This is a genomic window from Aeromonas sp. QDB30 (assembly GCF_027707645.1).
Taxonomy (GTDB): Bacteria; Pseudomonadota; Gammaproteobacteria; order Enterobacterales; family Aeromonadaceae; genus Aeromonas; species Aeromonas caviae.
The window spans coordinates 11,971-38,279 of record NZ_JAPCIY010000039.1 but is presented as its reverse complement, the minus strand read 5'-3'; the positions used below and the strand labels follow the sequence as shown (position 1 = coordinate 38,279).

Annotated in this window: 23 protein-coding genes; 15 read left to right on the top strand and 8 right to left on the bottom strand. The window is 63.6% G+C overall.

Features of this window, described 5'->3' with window-relative positions:
* Nucleotides 1–92: 92 nt before the first annotated feature.
* The 3 genes from macA to recN form a co-directional block, all read right to left on the bottom strand.
* Entirely contained in the window at nucleotides 93–1,256 is a 1,164-nt protein-coding gene (macA, locus tag PG896_RS12825; protein ID WP_201925735.1) for a macrolide transporter subunit MacA, read from the bottom strand.
* A 194-nt stretch (nucleotides 1,257–1,450) separates the two neighbouring features.
* Nucleotides 1,451–1,891: a universal stress protein gene (locus tag PG896_RS12820; protein WP_042864170.1), complete on the bottom strand. Its 441-nt coding sequence runs from the start codon at nucleotides 1,889–1,891 to the stop codon at nucleotides 1,451–1,453.
* Nucleotides 1,892–2,358: 467 nt separating this feature from the next.
* Nucleotides 2,359–4,023, bottom strand: coding sequence for a DNA repair protein RecN (gene recN / locus PG896_RS12815; protein ID WP_270835780.1), 1,665 nt, complete (start codon nucleotides 4,021–4,023; stop codon nucleotides 2,359–2,361).
* Between the two features lie 306 nt (nucleotides 4,024–4,329).
* Here recN and PG896_RS12810 point away from each other — a divergent pair, with 306 nt between their 5' ends.
* Both PG896_RS12810 and PG896_RS12805 read left to right on the top strand, forming a co-directional pair.
* Complete coding sequence (locus PG896_RS12810; RefSeq protein WP_270835779.1) at nucleotides 4,330–4,905, top strand: hypothetical protein; 576 nt, start codon at nucleotides 4,330–4,332, stop codon at nucleotides 4,903–4,905.
* Nucleotides 4,854–5,489, top strand: a complete 636-nt coding sequence (locus PG896_RS12805) for a GGDEF domain-containing protein (RefSeq protein WP_270835778.1) — start codon at nucleotides 4,854–4,856, stop codon at nucleotides 5,487–5,489. Before PG896_RS12810 ends, PG896_RS12805 begins: the two co-directional genes overlap by 52 nt.
* A 24-nt stretch (nucleotides 5,490–5,513) precedes the next feature.
* Here the strand turns inward: PG896_RS12805 and nadK are convergent, their stop codons facing one another.
* Entirely contained in the window at nucleotides 5,514–6,398 is an 885-nt protein-coding gene (gene nadK, locus PG896_RS12800) for an NAD(+) kinase (RefSeq protein WP_201871677.1), read from the bottom strand.
* A 263-nt stretch (nucleotides 6,399–6,661) separates the two neighbouring features.
* On the opposite strand from nadK, the gene grpE reads away from it, so the two are divergent.
* The 8 genes from grpE (at nucleotide 6,662) to PG896_RS12760 (ending at nucleotide 17,567) form a co-directional block, all read left to right on the top strand.
* A complete protein-coding gene (grpE, locus tag PG896_RS12795; RefSeq protein WP_029314044.1) occupies nucleotides 6,662–7,237 on the top strand; it encodes a nucleotide exchange factor GrpE in 576 nt (191 codons plus the stop codon).
* A gap of 283 nt (nucleotides 7,238–7,520) precedes the next feature.
* Nucleotides 7,521–9,449: a molecular chaperone DnaK gene (gene dnaK, locus PG896_RS12790; RefSeq protein ID WP_201956578.1), complete on the top strand. Its 1,929-nt coding sequence runs from the start codon at nucleotides 7,521–7,523 to the stop codon at nucleotides 9,447–9,449.
* Between the two features lie 254 nt (nucleotides 9,450–9,703).
* Entirely contained in the window at nucleotides 9,704–10,840 is a 1,137-nt protein-coding gene (gene dnaJ, locus PG896_RS12785) for a molecular chaperone DnaJ (protein WP_010673647.1), read from the top strand.
* A gap of 264 nt (nucleotides 10,841–11,104) precedes the next feature.
* Nucleotides 11,105–12,595 (top strand): carbohydrate porin, encoded by a 1,491-nt coding sequence (locus PG896_RS12780; RefSeq protein ID WP_113978200.1) that lies wholly within the window; start codon nucleotides 11,105–11,107, stop codon nucleotides 12,593–12,595.
* Nucleotides 12,596–12,706: 111 nt separating this feature from the next.
* Complete coding sequence (locus PG896_RS12775) at nucleotides 12,707–13,666, top strand: aminoimidazole riboside kinase (protein ID WP_109112198.1); 960 nt, start codon at nucleotides 12,707–12,709, stop codon at nucleotides 13,664–13,666.
* Nucleotides 13,667–13,749: 83 nt separating this feature from the next.
* On the top strand, nucleotides 13,750–15,114 hold the full coding sequence (locus PG896_RS12770) for a sucrose-specific PTS transporter subunit IIBC (RefSeq protein WP_270835777.1): 1,365 nt from the start codon (nucleotides 13,750–13,752) through the stop codon (nucleotides 15,112–15,114).
* On the top strand, nucleotides 15,114–16,529 hold the full coding sequence (locus PG896_RS12765) for a glycoside hydrolase family 32 protein (protein ID WP_109112193.1): 1,416 nt from the start codon (nucleotides 15,114–15,116) through the stop codon (nucleotides 16,527–16,529). The genes PG896_RS12770 and PG896_RS12765 overlap by 1 nt, the downstream gene beginning before the upstream one ends.
* A 27-nt stretch (nucleotides 16,530–16,556) precedes the next feature.
* Nucleotides 16,557–17,567: a substrate-binding domain-containing protein gene (locus PG896_RS12760; protein ID WP_109112194.1), complete on the top strand. Its 1,011-nt coding sequence runs from the start codon at nucleotides 16,557–16,559 to the stop codon at nucleotides 17,565–17,567.
* Nucleotides 17,568–17,645: 78 nt separating this feature from the next.
* On the opposite strand, the gene PG896_RS12755 is transcribed toward PG896_RS12760, so the two are convergent.
* The 4 genes from PG896_RS12755 to PG896_RS12740 form a co-directional block, all read right to left on the bottom strand.
* Nucleotides 17,646–18,374, bottom strand: coding sequence for an MgtC/SapB family protein (locus PG896_RS12755; protein WP_041213246.1), 729 nt, complete (start codon nucleotides 18,372–18,374; stop codon nucleotides 17,646–17,648).
* Between the two features lie 182 nt (nucleotides 18,375–18,556).
* Entirely contained in the window at nucleotides 18,557–18,934 is a 378-nt protein-coding gene (locus tag PG896_RS12750; RefSeq protein WP_039039228.1) for a hypothetical protein, read from the bottom strand.
* Between the two features lie 371 nt (nucleotides 18,935–19,305).
* Nucleotides 19,306–20,577, bottom strand: a complete 1,272-nt coding sequence (locus PG896_RS12745; RefSeq protein WP_270835775.1) for an NAD(P)/FAD-dependent oxidoreductase — start codon at nucleotides 20,575–20,577, stop codon at nucleotides 19,306–19,308.
* A gap of 52 nt (nucleotides 20,578–20,629) precedes the next feature.
* Complete coding sequence (locus tag PG896_RS12740; protein ID WP_039039226.1) at nucleotides 20,630–20,815, bottom strand: YgaP family membrane protein; 186 nt, start codon at nucleotides 20,813–20,815, stop codon at nucleotides 20,630–20,632.
* 87 nt (nucleotides 20,816–20,902) lie between these two features.
* Here PG896_RS12740 and PG896_RS12735 point away from each other — a divergent pair, with 87 nt between their 5' ends.
* The 5 genes from PG896_RS12735 to PG896_RS12715 are packed head-to-tail and all read left to right on the top strand — an operon-like array spanning nucleotide 20,903 to nucleotide 26,309.
* A complete protein-coding gene (locus PG896_RS12735) occupies nucleotides 20,903–21,217 on the top strand; it encodes an ArsR/SmtB family transcription factor (protein ID WP_042864166.1) in 315 nt (104 codons plus the stop codon).
* Nucleotides 21,214–21,627, top strand: a complete 414-nt coding sequence (locus PG896_RS12730) for a YeeE/YedE family protein (RefSeq protein ID WP_042881673.1) — start codon at nucleotides 21,214–21,216, stop codon at nucleotides 21,625–21,627. Before PG896_RS12735 ends, PG896_RS12730 begins: the two co-directional genes overlap by 4 nt.
* 13 nt (nucleotides 21,628–21,640) lie before the next feature.
* A complete protein-coding gene (locus PG896_RS12725; protein WP_052814680.1) occupies nucleotides 21,641–22,087 on the top strand; it encodes a YeeE/YedE family protein in 447 nt (148 codons plus the stop codon).
* Nucleotides 22,088–22,126: 39 nt separating this feature from the next.
* Nucleotides 22,127–23,146 carry an efflux RND transporter periplasmic adaptor subunit gene (locus tag PG896_RS12720; protein ID WP_052814678.1) on the top strand — a complete coding sequence of 340 codons (1,020 nt, stop codon included), beginning with the start codon at nucleotides 22,127–22,129 and terminating at the stop codon, nucleotides 23,144–23,146.
* On the top strand, nucleotides 23,139–26,309 hold the full coding sequence (locus PG896_RS12715) for an efflux RND transporter permease subunit (protein ID WP_270835774.1): 3,171 nt from the start codon (nucleotides 23,139–23,141) through the stop codon (nucleotides 26,307–26,309). The genes PG896_RS12720 and PG896_RS12715 overlap by 8 nt, the downstream gene beginning before the upstream one ends.

Sequence of the window (26,309 nt, the reverse complement as noted above, 5' to 3'; positions counted from 1 at the left end):
CCTCGATGAAGAAACGATGAGGTTAAGTGTGACGAGCGTATTGTCCGAAAAACAGGTGCTGATCTAGGGGCGCTTACGGATCAGGGGCTCGCTCACGGCTCCATCTCCCCTTCATCGTGCAGGGCCGGCTTGCCCTGCTCCAGGATCACCTTCTCCTGCTCGGTCAGGCCGCTCACCACCTCAATCTTGATGTCATCCTTCATGCCGGTCTTGATGCGGCGGGTCTCTCTCTGGTCCCCTGCCTTGAGCAGGCTGACCTCGTACTCGTTGTCGCCGATCTTCTTGCCGAGGGCGGTCTGGGGAATCGTCAGTACCTGCTTGCGCTCGCCGAGTACGATGGTGACCTGGGTCGTCATGGCGACCCTCAACTGATGGCCGGGGTTGGGCACATCGAACAGGGCATAGTAGTAGATGGCCGCATTGCTGGTGGCTGTGGTGCTGGCCGTCTGCTCATTGATGTTGGTGGGGGCCAGCTCGACCGTGCGCAGGGTACCGTGGTAGCGAGTATCCGGATCCCCTATCAGGGTGAAATAGACCGGCATGCCCGCCTTGACACGGGTGACGTCCGCTTCGGAGATCTGGGCCTTGACCGTCATGGTGTCGAGATTGGCGAGCTTGAGCAGGGTCGGTACCGTCTGGCTGGCGGCCAGGGTCTGCCCCTGCCGGGTGACAATGGAGACGACGGTACCATCCATGGGGGCCTGAATGCGGTTGTAGCCGAGCTCCGTCTTGGCGCGCTCCACCTTGATGATGGCGTTGTCGATGTCGGCCTGGGCGCTTTGCAGCTCGGCCCGGGTGACGGCAAGCTGGGCTTCGGCGCTCTCCAGATCCGCACGAGAGCTCGCTTCCTGCCGAAACATCTGCTGCTGGCGGCGCCAGGCAAGCTCGTTCTGTTTGAGCTGTGCCTGCTTGATCTTGAGCTGGGCGCGGCGGCTGGCCAGCTCCGCCTCGGCGGTCTTGAGGTTGTTCTGGGCGATCAGGGGATCGATCTCCGCCAGCAGCTCTCCTTGTTTGACCTGTTGACCCGCTTCCACCGCGAGATAGGTGACCTGACCCGAGACCTGAGCCCCCACATCCACCTGCTCGATGGCCTGCAGTACGCCACTGGCGAGCACCGTCTGCTCCACATCCTGTCGGGTAACCGTTGCGGTCAGTACCGGGTCCGGTGTGTTGCCTGGCCAGGCCAGCCAGGTGACGAGAGGGATCAGCACAAGGGCGAGCAGGGCGAGCTTGCCGGGTTTTCGAAGAGCTTTCATTTATCACCTGAACGAAACGAGCGAAGGCGTGCAAGGGCCATATCGTGCAGCAAATGGCCCTCAAAAAGAAGCGAGCAATGTGTAAGAAATCGTGTGGTTCTGGCGGTGACGCAGTGGAGGAGGTCAAGCTGGGGGAGGATGACGGCGGGGCGTCAGAAACAAGAAGACCCGCTCAGGGAGCGGGTCTTGTGGTGTCAACCGACGGCTTTGAGCAAGGCGGCGTGAGGCTCGTGGCAGATCTGGATATCGAGGGGCAGTTTGTAGAGGAGCAGGCGGGCCAGCGAGCCCTCCATCCAGTGATGACGGCTGCCGACCAGCAAGAGATCGGCGGGGTGGGCGGCCAGCCAGCGCTGTAGATCCGGCACCACGTCATCCACCACCAGACACTGGTAATCCACCGGATGAGACAGCTGGGTGATGAGTTCACTGATGATCGCCTTGGCATCCAGGGTGCCCTGGGCGCTGCGCTCCTCTTGTGACAGGGACAGACTATTGCGACGGGTCTTGCTGCTGTGGGTCAGGTGCAACAAGGTCAGGTTGGCGCCCAGCCCTTGTGCCAGACGGCTCGCCTTGGCCAGTGTCTCCTGCTCGTAATCCTTGCCTTCCAGCAACAGCACAATATTGGTCGGGCTCATAAGCAGTTCTCCTTGGCAGGTGCGGGTCAGACGGCGGAAGCGCGCTCCCATCCTCCCTTCCCGCGAAATGTCAGCTCAAACGAACCCGGTGTGTTTGCATCAAGCGTCACCTTCTGTCGATGGCAACTGAAGGTACCGAGTCCGTTTACATCATCATAACAGACTGAGTTGAATGGAAAATGAAGGGATGGGGCCGTTCGATATGTGAATGAGTGCAACGAAGATGAGTGGCGTCCTGACCATGGCGATGGAAGCCCGACTGGGTGATGACCAGGCTGACAGGCTCAGACTGAGCATCAAGACACGTGCCGCGGATTAGCCAGGGCAGCCCCTCTTTCTTGCGGCTCACGGCATCGGTCAACCAGGCCGGCGCCGTCGGCAAGAGGCTTCAACAGGCCACCGCGATGATGACTCGGTCAATCTGAAAGGGCCGACATGGACGGGAGGGCATCCCGTCCGCCCCGTGGTCAGCTTGCGAGCAACTCACGGGCGTTGGCCAGGGTGTTGTCGGTGATCTGATCGCCCCCCAGCAGGCGGGCCAGTTCGTTGAGCCGGGCGCCCTGGGTGAGCGCTTGCATCTGGGTTTCCGTTGTCTTGCCGTCGGTGTGTTTGCTCACCACCATGTGCTGGTGACCCTTGCCTGCCACCTGGGGCAGGTGGGTGACCACCATCACCTGGGTGGATTCGCCGAGCTGGCGCAACAGGCGGCCCACCACGGCGGCGGTCGGGCCGCTGATCCCCACATCCACTTCGTCGAAGATAAGGGTCGGGGTGGAGATCTTGCGTGCACTGATCACCACGATGGCGAGGCTGATACGCGACAGCTCGCCGCCGGAAGCCACCTTGCCAAGGGGTTGGATGGGCTGACCCGGGTTGGTGGTGACCATGAACTCCACCCGATCGATGCCAAGGGGCGAGAGGCTGCTCTGGGCATCGGGTCGCACCTCGATGGCGAAGCGGCCATCGGGCATCGCCAGTTCGTGCATGCTGGCGCTTACCTTCGCGCCAAGCTCCTCGGCATAGCGCTGGCGACTCTGGCTCAGGGCCTCGGCGGCCTGCACGAAGGCCTGGCGGGCCGAGGCCAGCTCGTCTTCCATCCCCTCGAGTCGCTCTTCGTCGGAGTGCAGGCGTGCGAGGTCGCTGGCCAGCTCCTGATGGTAGTGGGCCAGCTCCGCCGGTTTGACATGGTGCTTGCGTGCCAGGTTGATGGCCTTGGAGAGGCGGTTCTCCAGCTCGTTGAAGCGCTCTGGATCCAGTTCCAGCCGGTCGAGATAGCTGCGCAGCTCGCTGTGACTCTCCTGTACGCCGATCAGGGCTTCGTTGAGCATGCCGAGCACGTTGCCAAGCCGGCTGTCCATGCCGACCAGGGTCTCGGCCCTGTCCACCGCCGTCTGCAGCAGACCGGCGATGGTGGTCTCTTCATTGTCATAGAGCAGATCGAGGCAATACCCGCACTCCTGCATCAGCTCGGTGCCATTGGCGAGCCGCTGATGCTCCTCTTCAATCTCTTCAAACTCTCCCGGCTGAAGGGCAAATTCGTCCAGCTCCTGCACCTGGTATTCGATGAGTTGACGGCGGGCTTCCCGCTGCTGCTGCTCGGCCTTGAGCCGGTTGAGCTCGTTTTGCAACTGGCGCCACTGTTGGTAGTGGCGGCGCACATCGTCGAGGAGCAGATGATGACCGGCGTAGCCGTCCAGCAGGGCGAGCTGGTAATCGGGTTTGAGCAGCATCTGGTGAGCGTGCTGACCGTGGACGTTGACCAGCAGTTGACCCAGGTTCCTGAGCTGGGCGAGGGGGACGGGAACCCCGTTGATATAGCTGCGAGAGCGCCCCTCGGCAGACAGTACCCGCCGGACGATGCACTCACCGTCATTTTCAAGCTCGTTGGTGGCGAGCCAGGCCCGGGCGGCAGGATTACCCTCCAGCAGGAAGCGGGCACTCACCTCGGTCTTGTCGCTGCCAGGGCGCACCATGCTGGCTTCGGCGCGCTCTCCCAGGCAGAGCCCCAGAGCGTCGATGGCGATGGATTTGCCCGCCCCGGTCTCCCCGGTGATACAGGTCATCCCCGGTTGCAGATCGAGCTCGAGAAACTTGACGATGGCGAAGTTGTTGACGGTCAGCTGGGTCAGCATGGTCTCATCCTGTATGGGTCAACATTACTGTGTATGCATCCAGTATATACTGGTCTTATATACAGTAAAGTGGGCAGGGAGGATTTTTGCGAAACAGGGGGAGGGCAAGGATGTCAAGGCCGCGGCATGGGTGTGACGCCGATCAGATGGCCTGCAAAATCAACCTGCGTACCTGGCATGGGCTGAGGCGATGCGAGAAGCCACCTCGAGGGGCTCTCTTGTGGTGAGTGGCTGGCTGAGACACACTCGAAACAGTCCTGGTTGAGCCTGGGCTGTGTACAGACCTCTTCGCAAGGATGCGTCACGATGATCCATACCCCGACCCTGCTGCTGATCTCCCTGGCAATCAACCTGATGTCGGGGCTGATCATGCTGTTCATCCACTCCCTGAAGCCGGGTCGAGGCAACTTTCTGTACTGGTCCCTCTCCGCTTTTCTCTTCTCCCTCTCCATCCTGCTGCTCAGTCTGGGGGTATTGGGAGGGTATCCGGCGCTGGGCATCCGGGTCGGCGGCCTGGTCTCGCTCATGAGCATCCTGCTGTTGCTCGCCGGTTTTTGTGCGCTTTACGAGCGCGCATGGCATCCCCGTGCCGTGGGGGGAGGCGTGGCGGTGTTGCTGCTGCTCTATCTGGGACTGTCCAGCCTCGCCCCCGTGCGCATTGTGCTGGCTCTGATGGAGTCGATGTTGTACCTGTGGTGCGCCTGCCTCATCGTCTCTCTCGGCCGGCAACAGAAGCGGGTGCTCCATGTGGTGGCGCTCATTTACCTGCTGCATTTCACCATCCTGCTGAGTCAGGGGGGGGGCTGCTCTTGCTGGGAGCCGAAGGGCGGATGGGAGACGGAGGCTGGCTCGATCTCATCTTCTTCATGCACATGGTGCTGACCATCGGCTCGGTGTTGCTGCTGCCTCTGGTGGCCTATGTGGAGACGGAGGAGGCATTGCTGGCGCTCTCGGAGCGGGATCCCCTCACCGGGGTGCTTAATCGGCGCGGTCTCTTCAGGCAGGGAGAGGGGGCTACGCCTGGCCAGACGCGCTGCGTGGTGGTCCTGGACATCGATCACTTCAAGCGGGTCAACGACCAGTTTGGTCACGGCTGCGGGGATGAGGTCATTCGCTATGTGGCCGGGGTGCTGGTGGCCGAGGTACGCAAGGATGATCTGGTGGGGCGCATCGGTGGCGAGGAGTTCGCCATCATCATGGGCGGCGTGAGCGGCCAGATGGCCCGCGACATCTGTGACCGGATCCGCCGCCAGATAGAGACGGGATCCCGGCAGGGGGCCTGCCTGCCGTGCGAGGGGGTTACGGTGAGCATGGGGGTCGTGTGCGCCAGTGCCGAGGCTGACCTGGCACTGATGCTGACCAAAGCCGATGCTGCCATGTACCGGGTGAAGGAAGCGGGGAGAAACGGGGTGCATCTGGCATTCGAGCCGGCACAGCCTCGGCTGGTCGAAAGCAGCGAGGGGTAGACCCTCGCCACCGGTGGTGCCTGGCTAGAAGAGCTTGCTGCCCCAACCGAGCTTGTTGCGCAGCACGTGGAAGTAGCTGTAATCCAGCGGATGCACCAGATGAAGCTTGTGGCTGCTCTTCTTGATGAGGATCTCGTCTCCCGGGTGGATCGCCAGGGTGACCTGGCCGTCGCAGCTCACCTGCATGGCGTCGTCCTGGTTGTCTGGCGAGACCAGCAGCCGCACTTCGCTGTCCGCATCCAGCACGATGGGGCGGCTGCTCAGGGTGTGCGGGAACATGGGCACCAGCGTGATGGCGTTGAGTTTGGGGGTGAGAATGGCCCCCCCTGCCGACAGGGAGTAGGCGGTGGAGCCGGTGGGTGTCGCCACTATGATGCCGTCCGAGCGCTGGCTGTACATGAAGCTGCCGTCGATGTAGACCTCGAATTCGATCATGTGGGCGATCTTGCCCGGGTGAAGCACCGCCTCGTTGACCGCGAGGTTGCTCGACTTGCGCTCCCCGTGGCGATAGACGGCGGCCTCCAGCAGGAAGCGATGCTCGCTCTTGAAGTGACCCGAGAGCACCTGCTCCAGGGGCAGCAGATAATCCTGGGGCGAGAGATCGGTCAGGAAGCCGAGGTTGCCCCGGTTCACCCCGATCACCGCCACATCGAACCGTGACAGCACCCGGGCGGCCCCCAGCATGTTGCCGTCACCGCCGACGACGATGGCGAGATCCGCCTGCTCGCCGAGCTGCACCAGATCCATCACGTTCTCCCCGAGCAGCCCCAGGGTATGGGCCACCCGGCTCTCCAGCAGCACGCGAAAGCCACGGCTGGTCAGGTACTGATACAGGCCGGTCAGGGTCTGGTTGGCCCCCTCGTGATGGGGCTTGCCGATGAGGGCAACGGTTTTGAACGGAGAATCCATAGGTTATCGGGTCTGGGAGAGTCTTGGGGGGAGTATACCGCGCTTTGCCGGGGATTTGTCTGCCTCCGTGGCGGTTGGTGCAATCGGCCCCGAAAAGGGGCTGCCTGGCACGCGGATGGGCGCCATTGTGCCCGATCTGCCCTTTTCCCCTTGAAAGCCGGGGCTGTGTCCCCATAATAGCGCCAACACAGGGTCTGCTGGCGCGTGTCGCTTGTCTGAACGCCAGCCACCCTCACACGCAACCCCTGAATATTGGAGATGTCATGAGCCACGAAGAACAAAAGGTTGAAGCGATGGAGCAAGTGGAAGCCCAGCCAGTCGAGCCGACCGATGTAGACAGTGAAGTGACAGCCGAGCAGGCCCGCATCGCCGAGCTGGAGGCCCAGTTGGAGGCGGCCCAGCAGGCTTCCCTGGAAGAGCGCGAGCGCGCCATTCGCGCCGTCGCCGAGATGGAGAACCTGCGTCGCCGTGCCGCTCAGGACGTGGAGAAAGCCCACAAGTTTGCACTGGAGAAGTTCGCCGCAGAGCTCTTGCCGGTGCTGGACAACCTGGAGCGCGCCATCGAGCTGGCGGACAAGGAGAACGACACCCTCAAGCCGATGATTGAAGGGGTCGAGCTGACCCTGAAATCCATGCAGAGCGGCGTGGCCAAGTTCGGCCTGGTGGCGCTGGACCCGACCAACCAGCCGTTTGACCCCAATGCCCACCAGGCCATGAGCATGGTGCCCAGTGCCGATGTGGCGCCGAACACCGTGATCGCCGTGATGCAGAAGGGCTACGAGCTCAACGGCCGCGTCATCCGCCCGGCCATGGTGATGGTCTCCAAGTCCGCTGACTGATCACGCTGTTCTCACCAAGCCCGCCGCTTGGCGGGCTTTTTGTTGGATGTGGCGCCAAAAGACGTGTCTGGCGTCATTTGGCTGTCAAGTGGCCTGTATGCAGGTTTTTTCAGGGCCGGACTTGAAGCGCCGACTTGAGACCCCATATAGGTTGCAAGGCCACGGCGGCACAAAAAATTTGATGCCGGGAGCTTGAAAGCCACAGTGGCAGGCCCCACCTAGCCGTTAACGTATCAAGGCGAGCCCCTCGCCAGTTTATTCAAAGTATTTGGAGATTCGTCAAATGGGTAAAATCATCGGTATTGACCTGGGTACTACCAACTCCTGCGTCGCTATTCTGGATGGCGACCATGCTCGCGTGATCGAGAACGCGGAAGGCGACCGTACTACTCCGTCCATCATTGCCTATGCCGATGACGGCGAAATCCTGGTTGGTCAGCCGGCCAAGCGCCAAGCCATCACCAACCCGAAGAACACGCTGTTCGCCATCAAGCGTCTGATCGGCCGTCGTTTCGAAGATGACGAAGTACAACGTGACCTGAAAATCATGCCTTACGCCATCGCCAAGGCCGACAACGGTGACGCCTGGGTTGAAGTGAAAGGCAAGAAAATGGCACCGCCGCAGATCTCTGCCGAAGTGCTGAAAAAGATGAAGAAGACCGCCGAGGACTACCTGGGCGAGCCGGTGACCGAAGCCGTCATCACCGTACCGGCCTACTTCAACGACGCCCAGCGTCAGGCCACCAAGGATGCCGGTCGCATCGCCGGTCTGGACGTCAAGCGCATCATCAACGAGCCGACTGCGGCTGCGTTTGCCTACGGCGTCAACAAGGTCAAGGGTGAGCGCAAGGTTGCCGTATATGACTTAGGGGGCGGTACCTTCGATATCTCCATCATCGAGATCGACGAAGTCGAAGGGGAAACCACCTTCGAAGTACTGGCGACCAACGGTAACACCCACCTGGGTGGTGAAGACTTCGACAACCGCGTCATCAACTACCTGGTTGACGAGTTCAAGCGCGAGCAGGGCATTGACCTGCGCAACGACCAGCTGGCCCTGCAGCGTCTGAAAGATGCAGCCGAGAAAGCCAAGATCGAGCTCTCTTCTGCCCAGCAGACCGACGTGAACCTGCCGTACATCACAGCAGATGCCACCGGTCCGAAGCACATGAACATCAAGGTGACCCGCGCCAAGCTGGAATCCCTGGTGGAAGACATGGTGAAAGACTCCCTGGAGCCGGTTCGTGTCGCCCTGAAAGACTCCGGTCTGGCGGTTGGCGAGATCGACGACGTCATCCTGGTGGGCGGTCAGACCCGTATGCCGCTGGTTCAGAAGACCGTGGCCGACTTCTTCGGCAAAGAGCCGCGCAAAGACGTCAACCCGGACGAAGCCGTGGCCATGGGTGCTGCCATCCAGGGTGCCGTACTGTCCGGTGACAAGACCGACGTACTGCTGCTGGACGTGACTCCGCTCTCCCTGGGGATCGAAACCATGGGCAGCGTGATGACCGCGCTCATCGAGAAGAACACCACCATTCCGACCAAGAAGTCCCAGGTGTTCTCCACCGCCGAAGACAACCAGTCTGCCGTGACCATTCACGTGCTGCAGGGTGAGCGCAAGCGCGCCAGCGACAACAAGTCCCTGGGCCAGTTCAACCTGGAAGGCATCCGTCCGGCACCGCGCGGTCTGCCGCAGATCGAAGTGACCTTCGACATCGACGCCAACGGCATCCTGCACGTCTCCGCCAAAGACAAGGAGACCAACAAGGAGCAGAAGATCACCATCCAGGCCTCTTCCGGTCTGTCTGATGACGAGATCGAACGCATGGTACGCGAAGCCGAAGCCAACGCGGCCGAGGACAAGAAGTTCGAAGAGCTGGTGCAGGCCCGCAACCAGGCTGACGGTCTGGTCCACTCCGTGCGCAAGCAGGTCACCGAAGCCGGTGAAGCCCTGCCTGCCGACGAGAAGACCAAGATCGAGACTGCCCTGAGCGAGCTGGAATCCGCCATCAAGGGTGACGACAAGGCTACCATCGAAGCCAAACAGCAGGCTCTGCTGGAAGCGTCCCAGAAGCTGATGGAAATTGCCCAGCAGCAGGCTCAGGCGCAAGGCGCCGCCGGTGCTGACGCCGGTCAGTCCTCCTCTTCTGCCAAGGCTGACGACGACGTGGTCGACGCCGAGTTCGAAGAAGTGAAAGACGACAAGAAGTAAGCCCGACCCGGATGGGCGAAGTCCGCTTCGCCCATCGGCTCAGAATCTGTTCACGGTCTGTCGCGAGAGGCCGTCAGCAAGGTAAAGAGCAGCGCAGGAACCGGAGCGTATAGATATACGTGAGGATTCCGAGCAGCACATGAGCCTTGATCACGGCTTCGTAGTAAGAGTGTGAGCAGATTCGTCAATGAATTTACGGGCGTTGGGTAACCAACGCCCGTCTGCGTAACTGCTGATATAGCAACAGGATGAGTATGTCGAAGCGCGATTTCTACGAAGTGCTCGGGGTGTCGAAAGGTGCCGACGAGCGCGAGATCAAGAAGGCGTACAAGCGTCTGGCCATGAAGTATCACCCGGATCGCAACCAGGGTGATGCCGGGGCTGAAGAGAAGTTCAAAGAGGTCAAGGAAGCCTACGAGGTCCTGACCGACGAGAACCTGCGTGCCCGTTATGACCAGTACGGTCATGCCGGGGTGGATCCGAGCCAGGGTGGCGGCCACGGCGGCTTTGGCGGTGGCGCCGATTTCGGCGACATCTTCGGCGACGTGTTTGGCGACATCTTCGGTGGTCGCGGGGGCGGTCGTCGCGGCCCGGCCCGTGGCGCCGACCTGCGCTACAACATGGAGCTGACGCTGGAAGAGGCGGTGCGCGGGGTCTCCAAGGAGATCAAGATCCCGACCCAGGTCCACTGCGAAGTCTGCAACGGCTCCGGTGCCCATACCGGTAGCCAGGCCCAGACCTGCCCCACCTGCCACGGCTCCGGCCAGGTGCAGATGCGCCAGGGCTTCTTCGCGGTGCAACAGCCCTGCCCCCACTGTCACGGTCGCGGCAAGATCATCAAGGATCCGTGCCGCAAGTGCCATGGGGAAGGGCGTTACCAGAAGACCAAGACCCTGTCGGTCAAGATCCCGGCCGGGGTCGATACCGGGGATCGCATCCGTCTCTCCGGCGAAGGGGAAGCGGGGGAAACCGGCGCATCGGCGGGGGATCTCTACGTACAGGTTCACGTGCGCGAGCACGAGATCTTCGTCCGTGACGGCAACGACCTCTACTGCGAAGTGCCCATCAGCTTCACCACGGCGGCGCTCGGCGGCGAGATTGAAGTGCCGACCCTGGATGGTCGGGTCAAGCTCAAGGTGACCCCGGAGACCCAGACCGGCAAGCTGTTCCGCCTGCGGGGCAAGGGCGTCAAGTCCGTGCGCTCCGGCCAGGTGGGGGATCTGATGTGCAAGGTGGTGATCGAGACTCCGGTCAAGCTGACCGAGACCCAGAAAGATCTGCTACGCCAGCTGGACGACTCCTTCAGCGGCGCCGCTGCCAAGACCCACAAGCCGAAATCCGAAGGCTTCTTCGAAGGGGTGAAACGCTTCTTCGACGACCTGACCAAATAAACGCGACCCGCGTTACCCAAGCCGGCACGGATGTGCCGGCTTTTTTTTGCCCGCCATCTGGCCTGGATCCCCCCTTATTGAGTGGATCCCGATGAGGGATCCTCCTCACAACTTCCGCCAATTCCCCCTGTACAAATGTTATCCCGCTCACACTCCTGCTGAAACGGTTTAGCTGGCATATTGAGTCAGCTAAAGCGGTTTAGCTATCCTCTGCTCGTCAACAACAACAGAGCCCGGACGGGCGACAGAAGACAGGTGAGGACGATGACGATGTTCAAGAGCAAGTTGGCGCTGGCCGTGGCGCTGGGATTGGGAATGAGCAGCCCGCTGTGGGCGGCGGATGGTGGTATCGAGGCTCGTCTGGCGGCGCTGGAGGCGCGGGTGCAGGCAGCCGAGGAGCGCGCCACCGCTGCCGAAGCGCGGGCCGATGAGGCCCAGAGCAAGGCAAACGAAGCCCGCGAGACGGCCGTGGTGGCCAAGGCCCAGAGCGAGAAGGTGGACAAGCAGACCGCCGGGGCCCAGGGCTTCGAGTTCCACGGCTATGCCCGCTCGGGCCTGCTGGTGAACGGCAACGGCAATGGTGGCCGCGGCGGCCCCTACATCACCCCGGCCGGCTCGGTGGGCGGCGCCGTGGGTCGCCTTGGCAACGAGGATGACACCTACATGGAGGCTAACCTGCTGAAGACCCAGACCTTCGACGATGGCAGCTGGGCCCGCTACAAGCTGATGCTGGCGGACGGGGTGGAGACCAGCAACGACTGGACCGCCAGCGATTCCAGCCTCAACACCCGCCAGGTGTTTGCCGAAATCGGCGATCTGGCGAGCTTCAGCGGTCCTTTCCAGCACTCGGTGCTCTGGGCGGGCAAGCGCTTTGACCGGGACAACTTCGATATCCACTGGCTCGACTCGGACGTGGTCTTCCTGGCCGGTACCGGCGGCGGCGTCTACGACGTGCAGCTGGCCGACAGCTGGAAGGCGAACTTCTCCCTCTACGGGCGCGACTACGGCGACATCAGCGCGAGCGGTCTCTCCGACATCGAGAGCTACATCCTCACCATGAACAACCGCGTTGGCAACTGGCAGTGGATGCTGAACGGCCTCTCCGCCAAGGACAACGAGGCGCGCATCAATGACGGCGGCGCGGGCAGCGAAGCGGCGAACAAGGGGGCCCACACCCTGCTGGCCTACCACGCCGACAGCTTCTTTGGCATCAACCCCGGTTTCTCCAAGGCGGCGGTGCTGTATGGCCATGGTCTGGGTGCCGAGCTCAAGGGGCTGGGCTCCGACAGCGAGCTGCTGCCGGATGCCGATGCGGTGCGGGTCGCCGTGTTTGGCGCCACCGATCTTGCCCCGCGCTGGCGTGTCGCCCCGGCCCTGCTGGCCGAGCACAGCCAGGATCGTTACGTGAAGGGGGACGAGTACCGCTGGGTGACCCTCAATGGCCGCCTGGCCCAGGTACTGAGCCAGAACGTCGAGCTGGTTTACGAGGCGACCTGGCAGTACATGGACCTCGATCCCAAGGGCTACAAGGGTCGTCAGGCGGTGAGCGGCGATTTCACCAAGCTCACCTTCGCGCCGACCTTCAAGGCGCAGACCGCCGGCTTCTTCGAGCGGCCCGAGTTGCGGGTGTTCGCCACCTGGATGGACTGGTCCTCCGAGCTCGACAACTACGCCAGCTCCGATGCCATGGGCCAGAGCAACTTCACCGCCGGGGGCGAGTGGAACTTTGGCGTGCAGATGGAAACCTGGTTCTAGTTCGTTATCCCGATCACAAAAATGGCAGGCGGCCCCGGGATCTGTTGGTTAGCTAAAACGGTTTAGCTGATAATGCGGACCCAGAACCCGGGGCTGACCCCGGCAAATCCTGTGCAGCAGTGGAGTAGCAACAAGGTGACGAATCGTGTGTGGGTAATGGGGGATGCGGTAGTGGACTTGATCCCGGAAGGGGAGCAGTACTACCTCAAGTGTCCGGGTGGCGCACCGGCCAACGTGGCGGTGGGCGTTGCCCGGCTCGGCGGGGAATCGGCCTTCATTGGCCGGGTCGGCGCGGATCCCTTCGGCCGCTTCATGGGGGAGACCCTGGCCAGGGAGGGGGTCGACATTCGCCACCTGATCCAGGATCCGGCCCATCGCACCAGCACGGTGCTGGTGGATCTCGATGAGGCGGGGGAGCGCAGCTTCACCTTCATGGTGCGCCCGAGCGCCGATCAGTTCCTGAGCCCCGCCGATCTGCCGGTCTTCCAGGCCGGGCAGTGGCTGCTGACCTGCTCCATTGCGCTCGCCAACGAGCCGGTGCGCAGCAGTTGTCTGCAAGCCATGGCGACCATCCGTGCCGTCGGGGGGCGGGTCTGCTTCGACCCCAACCTGAGGCCAGAGGTGTGGGGCAACCCTGCCGAGATGCTGCCCGTGGTGCGCGAGGCCATGGCCCTCGCAGACGTGGTCAAGCTCTCGGTGGAGGAGCTGCAACTGCTGAGCGGTCTGGACGATCTGGCGGCGGGGCTTGCCACTCTTTCAGGCCCGGCCCTGGTGCTGGTGACCCGGGGGGCGGCCGGTGTGGTGGCCCGTCTGGGTGGCGAGTTGCTGGAGTGGGTGGGGCCCAAAGTGACGCCACTCGATACCACGGGGGCGGGGGACGCCTTCGTTGCCGGGCTGCTGGCGGCCTTGGCCGAACGGACCTCGCTGCCGACGCTGGCCGAGCTGCCCGCCATTCTGGCTCAGGCCCACGGCTGCGGGGCGCTCGCCACCACCGCCAAGGGGGCGATGACGGCACTGCCCACCCGCACCCGGCTGGATGAATTTTTGCGATCAGGCGCAGACGGCTGTTGATCTGCGGCTAGAAGCCCGGCTCGACAGCCCCTACTCTCATGTGACAAGGGCCCGCCAGCGTGGCGGGTCATAAGAGGAAGAATATGAATATCAGTGCGATAGCCCAGGATCTGGTGCCCCTGCTCGGGGGCAAGGAGAACATCGTCAGCGCCGCCCACTGCGCCACCCGGCTGCGGCTGGTGCTGGCGGACGACAGCAAGGTGAACAAGGCCGCCATCGACAAGCTGGAGGGGGTCAAGGGGTGCTTCAGCAACGCCGGCCAGATCCAGGTCATTTTCGGCACCGGCCTGGTCAACAAGGTCTATGCGGAGTTCGTCACCCTGACCGGGACCGGCACCGCCAGCAAGGCGGAGCTGACCGACATGGCGACGGCCAAGCTCAACGTGGCCCAACGTCTGGCGCGGACCCTCTCCAACATCTTCGTGCCCATCATTCCGGCCATCGTCGCCTCCGGTCTGCTGATGGGGCTGCTCGGCATGGTGCGCACCTACGGCTGGGTCAACGCCGACAGCGCCCTGTTCGTCATGCTCGACATGTTCAGCTCGGCAGCCTTCATCATCCTGCCGATCCTCATCGGCTTTACGGCGGCGCGCGAATTCGGCGGCAATCCGTACCTCGGGGCGACCCTTGGCGGCATCCTCACTCACCCGGCCCTGACCAACGCCTGGGGCGTGGCCGGGGGCTTCAAGACCATGGACTTCTTCGGCCTGGATGTCGCCATGATCGGCTACCAGGGCACTGTCTTCCCGGTGCTCCTGGCGGTCTGGTTCATGTCCCACCTGGAGAAGCAGCTGCGCAAGCGCATCCCTGACGCCCTGGATCTCATCCTCACCCCGTTTTTGACCGTTATCATCACCGGCTTCGTGGCGCTGCTTTTCATCGGCCCCGCCGGGCGGGTGCTGGGGGATGGCATCTCGTTCGGTCTGAGCGCCCTCTATGAGCAGGCAGGCTGGCTGGCGGGTCTGGTGTTTGGCGGCACCTATTCCCTTATCGTCATCACCGGCATCCACCACAGCTTCCACGCCATCGAGGCGGGGCTGCTGGCCAACCCTGCCATCGGCGTCAACTTCCTGCTGCCCATCTGGGCCATGGCCAACGTGGCCCAGGGCGGGGCTTGCCTCGCGGTCTACTTCAAGACCCGGGACATGAAGATCAAGGCCATCACGGTGCCGGCGGCCATGTCCTGCCTGCTCGGCATCACCGAGGCGGCGATCTTCGGGGTCAACCTGCGCTACATCAAGCCCTTCCTGGCCGGCCTGTTCGGCGGGGCCTGCGGCGGCGCCTACGTGGTGGCGGCCAAGGTCGGCATGACGGCGGTGGGCCTGACCGGCATCCCGGGCATGGCCATCGTCCAGCCCATGAGCCTCATCCACTACGTCATCGGTCTGGTGATCGCCTTTGGCGCCGCTTTCGCCGCCTCCTACCTGCTCAAGTACAAGGTGGAGTGATGAAGGAAAGCCATCTCCTGAACCAGGTTGTCCGGTCCCTGCTGGCCGGACAGCTCAAGGCGGCGGCCGATCCCCATCGGCCCCGCTGGCATCTGGCAGCCCCGGTGGGGCTGCTCAACGATCCCAACGGCTTTATCGAGCACGACGGGCGCTACCATCTTTTCTACCAGTGGAACCCGCTCGGTTGCGAGCACCGCAACAAGGGCTGGGGGCATGTCACCTCCACCGATCTGCTGCACTGGCAGCACGAGCCGGTGGCGCTGCTGCCCACCGAGGCCTATGAGAGCCACGGCTGCTATTCGGGCTCGGCGGTGAGCGATGAGCAGGGGCGTCTGACCCTTATCTACACCGGCAACGTCAAATACCCGGACGGCAGCCGCACCGCCTACCAGTGTCTGGCCCGCGCCGACGGTGCGGGGGGCTTTGCCAAGCTGGGCCCTGTGCTGGATCTACCCGCAGGCTACAGCGGCCATGTGCGCGACCCCAAGGTGTGGCACGACGGTCGGCAGTGGCTGATGGTGCTGGGGGCCCGCACCCTGGACGATCGGGGTGAGGTGCTGCTCTATCGCGGTGACACCCTGGATGCCTGGACGCTGGTGGGCCCCATCGCTGGCAGCGGGCGCGGCGGTCTCGGGGAGTTTGGCTACATGTGGGAGTGTCCGGATCTCTTCCCCCTGGGAGATCGCCATGTGCTGATCAGCTGCCCCCAGGGGATTGCCCCGCAGGGAGAGGATTATCGCAACCTCTACCAGTGCGGCTGGCTGGCGGGTGACTTCGACGGGACGCATTTCGCCCACGGGTCCTTCCACGAGCTGGACCGGGGATTCGAGTTCTATGCCCCCCAGACTACCCAGGATAGCCAGGGGCGGCGCCTGCTGTTCGGCTGGCTGGGCTTGCCGGAGGAGAACGAGATGAGCCAGCCCACTCTCGAGCACGGCTGGATCCACCAGATGAGCTGCCCGCGGGAGCTGTTCTGGCAGGATGAGTGGCTCTGCCAGCGGCCGGTGGCAGAGCTGGGCGCCCTGAAAGGGGAGCAGACCCGCTTCGAGGGGGCGCCGGACGAGCTGCCTGCCCTGGCCATCGACTCGGCCTGGCTCGATCTGGCGCTGTGCGGTGAAGGGCGCATCGGGTTCGGGGCCGTGGTCGAGCTGGTGTGGCAGCCGGGGCGTCTTGTCCTGCGTCGCCAGAACTGGCAGAGCGGGGAGTGGGAGGAGCGAAGCGCCCCCTGGCTTGGGGGCAAGATCACCGTCTTGTGTGACCGCTCCAGCCTGGAGTGCTTCGTCGATGGCGGGCGCCAGAGCTTGTCGACCCGTTACTTCCCCGGCGAAAACCCAGTACTTTCCGCACGTTGCGGTGATGATGGCAGCAAAATTTGTCTCGATCACTGGCCGCTGGCGACCTGCCTAGTACAATAGCCCGGTCTCAGTGTGCCGGGAGGTCAGGTGGAGAAGAAGAAACGGATCACGATTGCCCAGATAGCCACGCTCGCGGGGGTCTCCAAGGCCACCGCCAGTCTGGTGCTCAACGGCAAGAGTGCGGAATACCGCATCGCCGACGATACCCGCAAGCGGATCCAGGCGGTGGCGGACGAGTGCCACTATCAGCCGAGCATCCACGCCCGCTCCCTGCGGGAGGTGCGCAGCTACACCTGGGGGCTGGTCATCCCCGACCTCACCAACTTCGGCTTCGCCAGCATCGCCCGTGCCCTGGAGGCCCGCTGTCGGGAGGCGGGGATCCAGCTGCTCATCGCCTGCTCCGAGGATGACCCCACCCTGGAGCAGCGGGTGGTGGACAACCTCATCAGCCGCCAGGTGGATGGCCTCATCGTCGCCTCCAGCGGCCACAGTGACGATATCTATGCCCGCATCCACGACCGCTTGCCGGTGGTGCAGCTCGACCGCCACATCGGTGAGTCGCGCCTGCCCATGGTGATCTCGGACGCCTGCAAGGCTACCGCCGAGCTGGTGCAGGATATGGCCGAGGATTGCGGGGAGGAGATCTACTACTTCGGCGGTCTGCTGGATCTCTCCCCCAGCCGCCACCGGCTGGCGGGTTACGAGCTCGGATTGCACCGGGCCGGGCTGGAGGCCACTTCAGACCGGGTCCGCCACCGTGACTACCAGCCGAGCTCGGGTTATCAGCTGATGTCTGAGCTGGTGGACGAACTCGGGGCACCGCCGAAGGGGCTTTTTACCGCCTCTTTCACCCTGCTGGAGGGGGTGCTGCGCTACCTCAACGAGGCGGGACTGATGGAGACCGGCATGCGCCTGTGTACCTTCGACGATCACGATCTGCTCGACTGCATCCCCATGCGCATCGATTCCGTGGCCCAGGATTGCCCGGCCCTGGCCCGGGCCGCCTCCGAGATGATGCAGCAACTCATCGCGGGCAATCCCCCAGCCCAGACCGCCCAGGTCATCAACCCCAGGGTGCGCTGGCGCAGCCGCCGCTAGGCACACGGCTTCCCTTTCCTGTGAAAAAGCCCCGCCGGATCCGGCGGGGCTTTTTGTGCTGCGCCTGGTATGAGGGCGTCAATCGGTGATGCTGGCCCGCCAGAAGATCTGCTTGATGTGAGGGTGCTCCCCGAGCGTGTTCATCAGGGCATCGAGCTTGGTGCCATCGATGGCGGTGGCGAGCAGCGCCGCCGAGATCTCGAGATCCTGATCGCCGAAGGGGGTGATGTCGAGTTCGCTCAGGGGGTAGTGGGCCTGCTCCAGCATCTGCTCGAGCCAGGGCAGCACCTCCTTCTGGTGAGCGCGGCCGATGAGAGCGGTCACGTGATAGGTCACTTCGGTGTCCATGTTGTCCACCGGGTCACGGTTTATCTGGTTGACCAGGGGGCGCAGCAGGGTGTTGGCGGCCAGCACGAAGAGGGCGCCGAGGATGGCCTCCAGGGCGAACCCGGCGCCGCAGGCGGCCCCGACAGCGGCCACGCCCCACAGGGTGGCCGCTGTGTTGATGCCCCGGATGTTGCCGGATTCCCGCATGATGACACCAGCGCCGAGAAAACCGATGCCGGAGACGATGTAGGCCACCACGTGGACGACCCCGTAACTGCCGCCATGCAGGTCATAGATGCGCTGGGCCAGGTTGACGAACAGGGCCGCCCCCACGGCGACCAGCACGTTGGTGCGAAGACCGGCGGTGCGCTGGCGGTACTGGCGCTCGAGGCCGACCAGGCTGCCCAGCACGAAGGCGAGCAGCAGGCTGGCCAGGGTGTCGAGCAGGGCGAGAAAATCGAGTTGTTGCCACATTCTCATGAAGGGTCTCCTCCTGGGGATGCCGACCAGCCTGCTCCCCCGGGTTGTGTGAGAGACGGGGGGCAAGGTCGACATCGTGGTGAATGCAAGGGCGCGACCCGCTTCCTGACGGGGCGGGATGGCGCAGAACAGGGAAGAGGCCCTTCACGGTTGCCCGGGAAGGACCTCGCCTCGTTCGAGGGTCAATGGCTGGTGGTGGCGTCGTCCCCGGCGCGGGGGCGCAGTTCCCAGCGTACCGGGTGGACAGCCCCGACCTGGTGGATGAACTGCACCAGATAGCGGCGCTGGGGCGGCGTGCAGTAGAGGCTCAGCACCAGCACGCGGCCTTCACCGCGCCCGGGCTGCATGGACTGCAGGGGACTGAGTCCGGCCGGTTGCAGGGTGTGGCTCACCGCCGCCAGCACCTGCTCCATGTCGGCTCTGTCTTCGCAGCGGATGTGCAGCCGATAGAGGTGCTGACGCCGTCTGCCACGTTGCCAGAGTGGTCGCAGGCCCCGTCCCAGTCTGCTCAGCAGGGAAGGGGATTTGTCAGCGACAGGGTTGTTTGAAATCAAGCGCATAGCAGCCTCCTTTTGGGAAGCAGAAACTATGCAGGCAAGGTGTCGTGGGATGAGTCCGCGTCACCTGACGTCAAGTGTGAAAAGCGGGGAAAAGAGGGATCCACTTCTCGCAGGGTGGCGAGTCGCGGCAGAGAAAAACCTGCGGCTAGCTCGCGACCAGGGTGCCGACGACGAGGGTCGGCGTGCGTCTGTCACTTGATGAGTTGCCCACCGATGGTCTCCGCTAGTGATAAAGAGGCGACATGGTAGCCGATACGGCGGCCTGGGTAAACCCCGAGCCCTTGATAGCAACATATTGAAACATAATAAAAAAGAGATGAAAGCGCCGGTAAAGGGAGCGCTATTCCCTTCACCGGCGGGCCCTTGGGGGGTTACCGGGTCTTGTCGATGCCCAGGTATTTGAGCATCAGTTTTTCATAGATGGGTTCGGTGTCGCCCACTTGCATCTTGTGCAGGAAATACTTCTCGAACGCTATCTTGGCCAGGTGGACCCACTTCCCTTTCTTGAACCAGGCGACGTTGCGCGGCGGGATCTGCGGCATGGCCACGAAGGCGGCCCCTGTGTCCCCCATGTCCGCCAGACAGATGGCATTCCACACCGCCCGGGTGACCGGGGGCTGGCCGTCCAGCTCCGCCTTGATGTTGTGGCTTAAGGTGCGCACCATGGCCTCGATCATGTAGCCGGTCTTGGGCACCCCGGTCGGGACCGGCGTCTTGTGCTGGGGCGGGATGGCGATGCAGACCCCGGCGGCGTAAATCTGCGGGAAGACAGGGTTGCGCTGGTGTTCGTCGACGATGACGAACCCGCGGGGATTGACCAGCCCCTCGAGGCCCCGCAGGGGGCTGATGCCGGCGAAGGCGGGCAGCATCATGGCATGCTTGTAGGGGAGGCTGTGGGTGCGCTTGACGTTGCCATCTTCATCCAGCTCCTCCACCGTCATCACCCCATCCCTGGCCGCCACGGTGCGGGCATTGCAGATCCATTGCATGTCGCGCATGCGCAGCTCGCTCTCCAGCATGCCCTTGGAATCCCCCACGCCGTTGAGGCCGAGGTGACCGATGTAGGGTTCGCTGGTGACGAAGGTCATGGGCACGTCCTTTCTCACCTTCTTGTCGCGCAGGTGGCGATCGAGGATGAAGGCGTATTCGGAGGCCGGGCCGAAGCAGGAGGCGCCGGGCATGGCACCGACGATCACCGGACCCGGTTCGTCGAGCAGCCCGTTGACACTGTGCAGGCACTCCTCTGCGTGGGAGAGGGTGCAGACGCTGGCGGTGCCGCCCGCCGTCGGGCCCGCTCCCTGCACCTCTTCAAAGGCGAGTGCGGGGCCGGTGCAGAGCACCAGAAAGTCGTAGTGCAGGTGCTGGCCATCGGAGAGGCGGATCTGCTGTTCGAGGGGTTGCAACCCGGTCAGGGCGGCGTGGATGAAGCGGATCCCCTTCTTCTTCACATGAGGCTCTATGGGGAGGGAGATATCCTTGCGCTCTCGCCACCGGACCGCAATCCACGGGTTCGAAGGGTTGAATTCAAAGTCGGGTTTGTCGTTCACCAGGATGACGTCGTGCTGCTTGCCGAGTTCGGCCTTGAGCTCGTAGGCGGCCGACATGCCCCCCAACCCTGCCCCGATGATGATGATGGTTGCCATAATGAGCCTCCGCTCTATTACACGGCTCCTGTGAGCCAATATGTCCGCCTGCCTATTTGAGCCCCATTCGCCTGAGCACGGCGGCGGCGGGACAGAACCCGGTGAACGCGCTCTGGATCAGGTTGACCCCGACAAAGACGCTCAACCAGACAAAGCCCGGGTGGACCCAGGCCGTGAGCAGCAGCGACAGCAGCAACATGCCACCTGCGACCACTCTGACTCCGTTATCGACGGTCATTTCTCGTCTCCTTTTTTGTTTAGAGATTGCTAATTTAGGGATGTTTTATACAATAGAACAAATATCAGCAATTGCTAATTTAATCTTATGAGCCACTTCGACGAGATGAACCGACATGCGACAGCCGCCGCCGGCCTGCTCAAGGCGCTGGCTCATCCCGAACGCCTGATGGTGCTCTGCCAGCTGGTGGAAGGGGAGAAGGGGGTCGGGGAGCTGCTGGCCCACAGCCAGCTCGGGCAGTCGGCCTTCTCCCAGCAACTGTCGGTATTGAAGCGCTACGGCCTTATCCGTTCGCGCAAAGTCTCCCAGCAGATCTACTACTCCCTGGTGAGCGAGGCGGCGGCCGATGTGCTGGCGGCGCTGCAAACCCATTTTTGTCACTCAGATGAGGAAATTCGATGATGGAAAGCCAATGGCTGCTCTCGTTGGGGGGCGGCATGCTGGCGGGGCTCTCGGCCCTGATCCTGATGTTGTTCAACGGCCGGGTGGCCGGGATCAGCGGCATTCTGGCCGGTGCAATGCAGTACAAGACGCCCTGGCGGGTGCTGTTTCTGCTGGGATTGGGACTGGGGGCCTGGCTGGCGCTGACCCTGGGTTGGGCCACCATGCCCGCCTTTGATGCCTTGCCCGGCTGGCCCGTGGTGCTGCTGGCCGGCCTGCTGGTGGGCATCGGCACCCGTCTTGGCAATGGCTGCACCAGCGGTCACGGCATCTGCGGTATGGGGCGGCTGTCGACGCGCTCCGTGGTGGCGACGCTCACCTTTATGGGGATGGGCGTGGCGACCGTGTTCTTTACTCACCACATGTTTTGACGGGTTGATTGCCATGAAATTGCTGACGAGTCTGTTTGCGGGTCTGTTGTTCGGGCTGGGGATGGCCCTCTCCGGGATGATGGATCCGGCGCGGGTCACCGGGTTTCTCGATCTGGCCGGTGCCTGGGATCCCAGTCTGGCCTTCGTGATGGGGGGGGCCCTGGCTGTCTTCATGCCGGGCTACTTCCTGCTGGTGAAGCCCCGTCGTCTGAGCCTGCTGGGGGAACCTATGGTCCGGGTTCCCGCTCCCGTGCTGGATCGCCGCCTGATTGGCGGGGCCGCACTGTTCGGGATCGGTTGGGGCCTGGTCGGCATCTGTCCAGGGCCTGCCTTGAGTCTCATTTCCAGCGGACAGCCCATGATATTGTTGTTCATCGGGGCCATGGCGGCCGGGATCCTGCTGGTGGACAAGGTCTGGAACAGGGTGCTGGAGAAGGCTCGCCAGCACCGTATTGCCTGAGTTTTCAAGGTGCCCATGAGCCAGGGAAGGAGAATCATGATGAACACAATCCGGTTGCTGGTGACCACCCTGCTGGTCATGACATCCACCCTGGTGGCGGCCGAGGAGGCCAAGGGGTCGCTGACGCTGACCCCGCAGCGCGTCACCGACTGGCTCACCCTGAGCGGTACCGTGAGCGCCATTCATCAGGGGACGGTCGCGGCCCAGACCAGTGGCCGCGTCTCCCGCATGCTGGTGGATGTGAATGACGAGGTACAGGCCGGGCAGCCCCTGCTCGAGATAAGCGGCAAGGAGCAGTCTGCCGCCGTGACCGGCGCCGAGGCGCGAGTGGCCAGGGCCCAGGCCCAGCAGGTGGAGGCCGAGCGCCAGCTCACCCGTTATCAGGCCCTCATCGCCAAGGGGGTGATCACCCGGGCCCAGCTCGACAACGCCCAGGCAACGGATCGGGCCGCCCGCGCCGAGGTCAATGCCGCCGAGGCCGCCCTCATCCAGGCCCGGGAAGCCTACGGCTATACCCGTATCCTCGCCCCCTACGCCGGGGTGGTGACCAGGCGGCTGGTGGAGCTGGGGGAGACGGTGGCCCCCGGTACGCCGCTGCTATCCGGTTTCTCCCTTGGCGAGCTGAGGGTGGAGCTGGAGCTGCCCCAGTCCGCGCTGGCTCTCGCCGGCCAGCCGTCGGATGTGCAGGTGCTGCTGCCCGGTGGCAAGGCCGTGACTCCCGTCAAGCTGACCCGCTTCAACTACGCCGACAGCCAGAGCCACAGTTTCCGGCTGCGCCTCGATCTGCCGCCGAACACGGCAGGGGTGCTGCCCGGTATGTGGCTCAAGGTGCAGCTCAAACAGGGTGAGCGTCAGGTGTTGCAAGTGCCGGAGCCCGCCCTGCTGCGGCAGGGGGAGTTCAACGGCGTTTACCTCAAAGAGGGGGAGGGATGGGCCCTGACCCCGGTGCGAGTCGGCCACTGCGAGGCTGGGCTGTGCGAGGTCCTGGCGGGTCTCAAGGGCGGTGACACCCTGGCCCCCGATGCCTGGAGCCGTCAACAGGAGGTGCCCCATGAGTAGCGATCTGAACGACAACCATGGCCGCCTGGGGCCGGCGGGTCGGCTGGCGGCCCTGTTTCAGGGCTCGGCCATCACCCCGCTGCTGGCGCTGGTGGGGCTCTTGCTCGGCCTCTTTGCCGTGCTGGTGACTCCCAAGGAGGAGGAGCCCCAGATCGATGTCACCTTCGCCGACGTCTACATTCCCTTCCCGGGGGCCAGCCCGGCAGAGGTGGAGTCCCTCGTCACCACCCCTGCCGAGCAGGTGGTCTCCCAGATAAAGGGGATAGATACCCTCTACTCCTTCTCCCAACCCGATGGTGCCCTGCTGGTGGTGGTGTTCAAGGTAGGCGTGAGCCGGGAGCAGGCCATCGTGGATCTCAACAACCAGCTCGACTCCAACCGCGACTGGTTGCCACAGGGGATCGGAGTCGGTCAGCCACTGGTAAAACCCCGGGGGATCGATGATGTGCCCATCGTCAGTCTGACCTTATGGAGCAAAGAGGGGAGCAAGCAGCTGGGGGCCTTTGATCTGACCCGGGTTGCCCATGAGCTGGAGACCGAACTCAAGCGCATTCCCGGTACCCGCGATATCTACACGCTGGGCAGCCAGAGCGCCGTGCTGCGGGTGATGCCGGATCCGGCGGCCCTCAGCGCCCATGGCATCAGCTGGGGCGAGCTGAGCCAGCGACTTGCGGCCGCCAATCAGGTGGGCACGACACAGGCTATCGAGCAAGATAACCGGGAGATCAAGGTGCAGGTGGGGCAGTTCCTGCAAAGCGAGCAGGAGGCTCGAGAACTGGTGGTGGGGCTGCACGACGGCAAGCCGGTCTATCTGGGGGATGTGGCCAGGGTCTCGCTGGGTCAGGAGACCCCGGTGCAGCGCAGCTGGATGGGGCAGGGGGATCGCAGTTATCCGGCGGTGACCCTGGCCATCGGCAAGCAGCCCGGCCAGAACGCGGTCGAGGTGGCCAAGCGGGTGGAAGAACGGGTCGAGAGCCTCAAGAATCGACTCATCCCGGCTGGCGTCGAGGTGACGGTGACCCGTGACTACGGCGTCACCGCCGAGACCAAATCCAACACCCTCATCGGCAAGCTCATTTTTGCCACCACGGCGGTGGTGCTGCTGGTGCTGGTGAGCATGGGTTGGCGCGAGGCGCTGGTGGTGGGGGTTGCCATCGTCATCACCCTGGCGCTGACCCTCTTTGCCAGCTGGGCTTGGGGCTTTACCCTCAACCGGGTGTCCCTCTTTGCCCTTATCTTCTCCATCGGCATCCTGGTGGATGACGCCATCGTCGTGGTGGAGAACATCCACCGTCATCGCGGTTTGGGCAAGGGGTCCCTCAAGGATCTCATTCCGGGCGCGGTGGACGAGGTGGGGGGGCCGACCATTCTGGCGACCCTGACCGTCATCGCGGCCCTGCTGCCCATGGCCTTCGTCAGCGGCCTGATGGGCCCCTACATGAGCCCCATCCCCATCAATGCCAGCATGGGGATGCTTATCTCCCTGCTGGTGGCCTTCATCTTCTCCCCCTGGTTGGCCAATCACCTGCTCAAGCGCGAGGGGCATGTCGCCCACGGGGAGGCCAAGGCCGGGCTCTTTCACCGGCTGATGACCCCCTTTCTGATGGGGACGGGTGCCAAAAGAGCGAGACACAAGCTTTGGCTGGTCATTCTGCTGCTGGTGGCGGGGGCGGCCGCCATGCCCGTGGTGCAGTGGGTGGTGCTCAAGATGCTCCCCTTTGACAACAAGTCGGAATTCCAGCTGGTGCTCGACATGCCGGAGGGGGCGACCCTGGAGCAGACCGAGCGCACCCTGCTGGCGGTGGGTCGGGAGCTCGCCAGGGTGCCCGAGGTGAAGGATTACCAGATCTACGCCGGCACCGCCGCCCCCATCAACTTCAACGGGCTGGTGCGCCACTACTTCATCCGCAGCGGCGCCAACGTGGGGGACATCCAGGTCAATCTGGTGGACAAGCATGAACGGGATCGCAGCAGTCACGAGATTGCCCGGTCGGTGCGTGCGCCCTTGCAGGCCATCGCCAGTGCGGCAGGGGGCAACCTCAAGGTGGTGGAGGTGCCCCCGGGACCGCCTGTCTGGTCGCCCATTGTCGCGGAAGTGTATGGCCCGACGCAGGCCGCCCGTGAAGCCGCTGCCCGCGTCGTAGAGGCCCGCTTTGTGGCCACGGCGGATCTGGTGGACGTGGACATCTATCTGGCCGACCCCCAGCCCAAGTGGCGGCTGGTGGTGGATCGCGCCCAGGCGGCCCTGCTCGGGGTCGTTCTCGGGGATCTGGTGGCGACCCTCAACGGGGGCGTGGGTTATCAGGATGCCAGCTGGCTGCAAGGGCAAGGCGCCAAGTATCCGGTGCCGATCCGCATCGAGCTCGCCCCCGGTGACAAGCGGGATCTGACCGGCATCCTGGCTCTCAAGGTGCGCAGCCAGAGCGGCCAGCTGGTGCGGGTCTCCGAGCTGGTGAGCCGTCGTGACGAGGTGGCCCCCAGCTACCTCATGCACAAGAACATGCAGCCCATGGTGATGGTGGTGGCTGACATGGGCGGCCATACCGACAGCCCGCTCTACGGCATGTTTGCCGCCGGTGCCGACATCTCGCTGCCACAGTATTACGTACATCAGCCCGACAAGCTGGGGGAGGTGGCGCTGTTGTGGGACGGGGAGTGGAAGATAACCTACGAGACCTTCCGCGACATGGGGCTGGCCTACGGGGTGGGGATGATCCTCATCTACCTGCTGGTGGTGGCCCAGTTCCGCTCCTATCTGGTGCCGCTCATCATCATGGCCCCCATTCCGCTCACCCTCATCGGGGTGATGCCGGGTCACGCCCTGCTGGGGGCCCAGTTCACCGCCACCTCGATGATCGGGATGATCGCCCTGGCCGGGATCATCGTGCGCAACAGCATCCTGCTGGTGGATTTCATCGAGCAGCAGCGGGCGAGTGGCATGGCGTTCGAGCAGGCGGTGATCGAGGCGGCGCAGGTGCGAGCCAAACCCATCATGCTGACGGCGCTGGCGGCCATGATAGGGGCGCTTTTCATCCTGGATGACCCCATCTTCAACGGGCTGGCCATCAGCCTGATTTTCGGGATCCTGGTCTCCACCTTGCTCACCCTGATGGTGATCCCGCTGCTCTACTACAGCCTGCTCGTTCGCCGAAGTCAGAGGTAA

Excerpts from the sequence above, each read along its gene's own strand:
- PG896_RS12780 (WP_113978200.1), top strand. The coding sequence starts at position 11,105 with ATGACGATGTTCAAGAGCAAGTTGGCGCTGGCCGTGGCGCTGGGATTG.
- PG896_RS12715 (WP_270835774.1), top strand. The coding sequence starts at position 23,139 with ATGAGTAGCGATCTGAACGACAACCATGGCCGCCTGGGGCCGGCGGGT.
- PG896_RS12770 (WP_270835777.1), top strand. The coding sequence starts at position 13,750 with ATGAATATCAGTGCGATAGCCCAGGATCTGGTGCCCCTGCTCGGGGGC.
- PG896_RS12720 (WP_052814678.1), top strand. The coding sequence starts at position 22,127 with ATGAACACAATCCGGTTGCTGGTGACCACCCTGCTGGTCATGACATCC.
- PG896_RS12810 (WP_270835779.1), top strand. The coding sequence starts at position 4,330 with ATGATCCATACCCCGACCCTGCTGCTGATCTCCCTGGCAATCAACCTG.
- PG896_RS12730 (WP_042881673.1), top strand. The coding sequence starts at position 21,214 with ATGATGGAAAGCCAATGGCTGCTCTCGTTGGGGGGCGGCATGCTGGCG.
- macA (WP_201925735.1), bottom strand. The coding sequence starts at position 1,256 with ATGAAAGCTCTTCGAAAACCCGGCAAGCTCGCCCTGCTCGCCCTTGTG.
- PG896_RS12755 (WP_041213246.1), bottom strand. The coding sequence starts at position 18,374 with ATGAGAATGTGGCAACAACTCGATTTTCTCGCCCTGCTCGACACCCTG.
- PG896_RS12765 (WP_109112193.1), top strand. The coding sequence starts at position 15,114 with ATGAAGGAAAGCCATCTCCTGAACCAGGTTGTCCGGTCCCTGCTGGCC.
- PG896_RS12725 (WP_052814680.1), top strand. The coding sequence starts at position 21,641 with ATGAAATTGCTGACGAGTCTGTTTGCGGGTCTGTTGTTCGGGCTGGGG.
- recN (WP_270835780.1), bottom strand. The coding sequence starts at position 4,023 with ATGCTGACCCAGCTGACCGTCAACAACTTCGCCATCGTCAAGTTTCTC.
- PG896_RS12735 (WP_042864166.1), top strand. The coding sequence starts at position 20,903 with ATGAGCCACTTCGACGAGATGAACCGACATGCGACAGCCGCCGCCGGC.
- PG896_RS12745 (WP_270835775.1), bottom strand. The coding sequence starts at position 20,577 with ATGGCAACCATCATCATCATCGGGGCAGGGTTGGGGGGCATGTCGGCC.
- dnaK (WP_201956578.1), top strand. The coding sequence starts at position 7,521 with ATGGGTAAAATCATCGGTATTGACCTGGGTACTACCAACTCCTGCGTC.
- PG896_RS12740 (WP_039039226.1), bottom strand. The coding sequence starts at position 20,815 with ATGACCGTCGATAACGGAGTCAGAGTGGTCGCAGGTGGCATGTTGCTG.
- dnaJ (WP_010673647.1), top strand. The coding sequence starts at position 9,704 with ATGTCGAAGCGCGATTTCTACGAAGTGCTCGGGGTGTCGAAAGGTGCC.
- PG896_RS12820 (WP_042864170.1), bottom strand. The coding sequence starts at position 1,891 with ATGAGCCCGACCAATATTGTGCTGTTGCTGGAAGGCAAGGATTACGAG.
- nadK (WP_201871677.1), bottom strand. The coding sequence starts at position 6,398 with ATGGATTCTCCGTTCAAAACCGTTGCCCTCATCGGCAAGCCCCATCAC.
- PG896_RS12750 (WP_039039228.1), bottom strand. The coding sequence starts at position 18,934 with ATGCGCTTGATTTCAAACAACCCTGTCGCTGACAAATCCCCTTCCCTG.
- grpE (WP_029314044.1), top strand. The coding sequence starts at position 6,662 with ATGAGCCACGAAGAACAAAAGGTTGAAGCGATGGAGCAAGTGGAAGCC.
- PG896_RS12805 (WP_270835778.1), top strand. The coding sequence starts at position 4,854 with ATGGGAGACGGAGGCTGGCTCGATCTCATCTTCTTCATGCACATGGTG.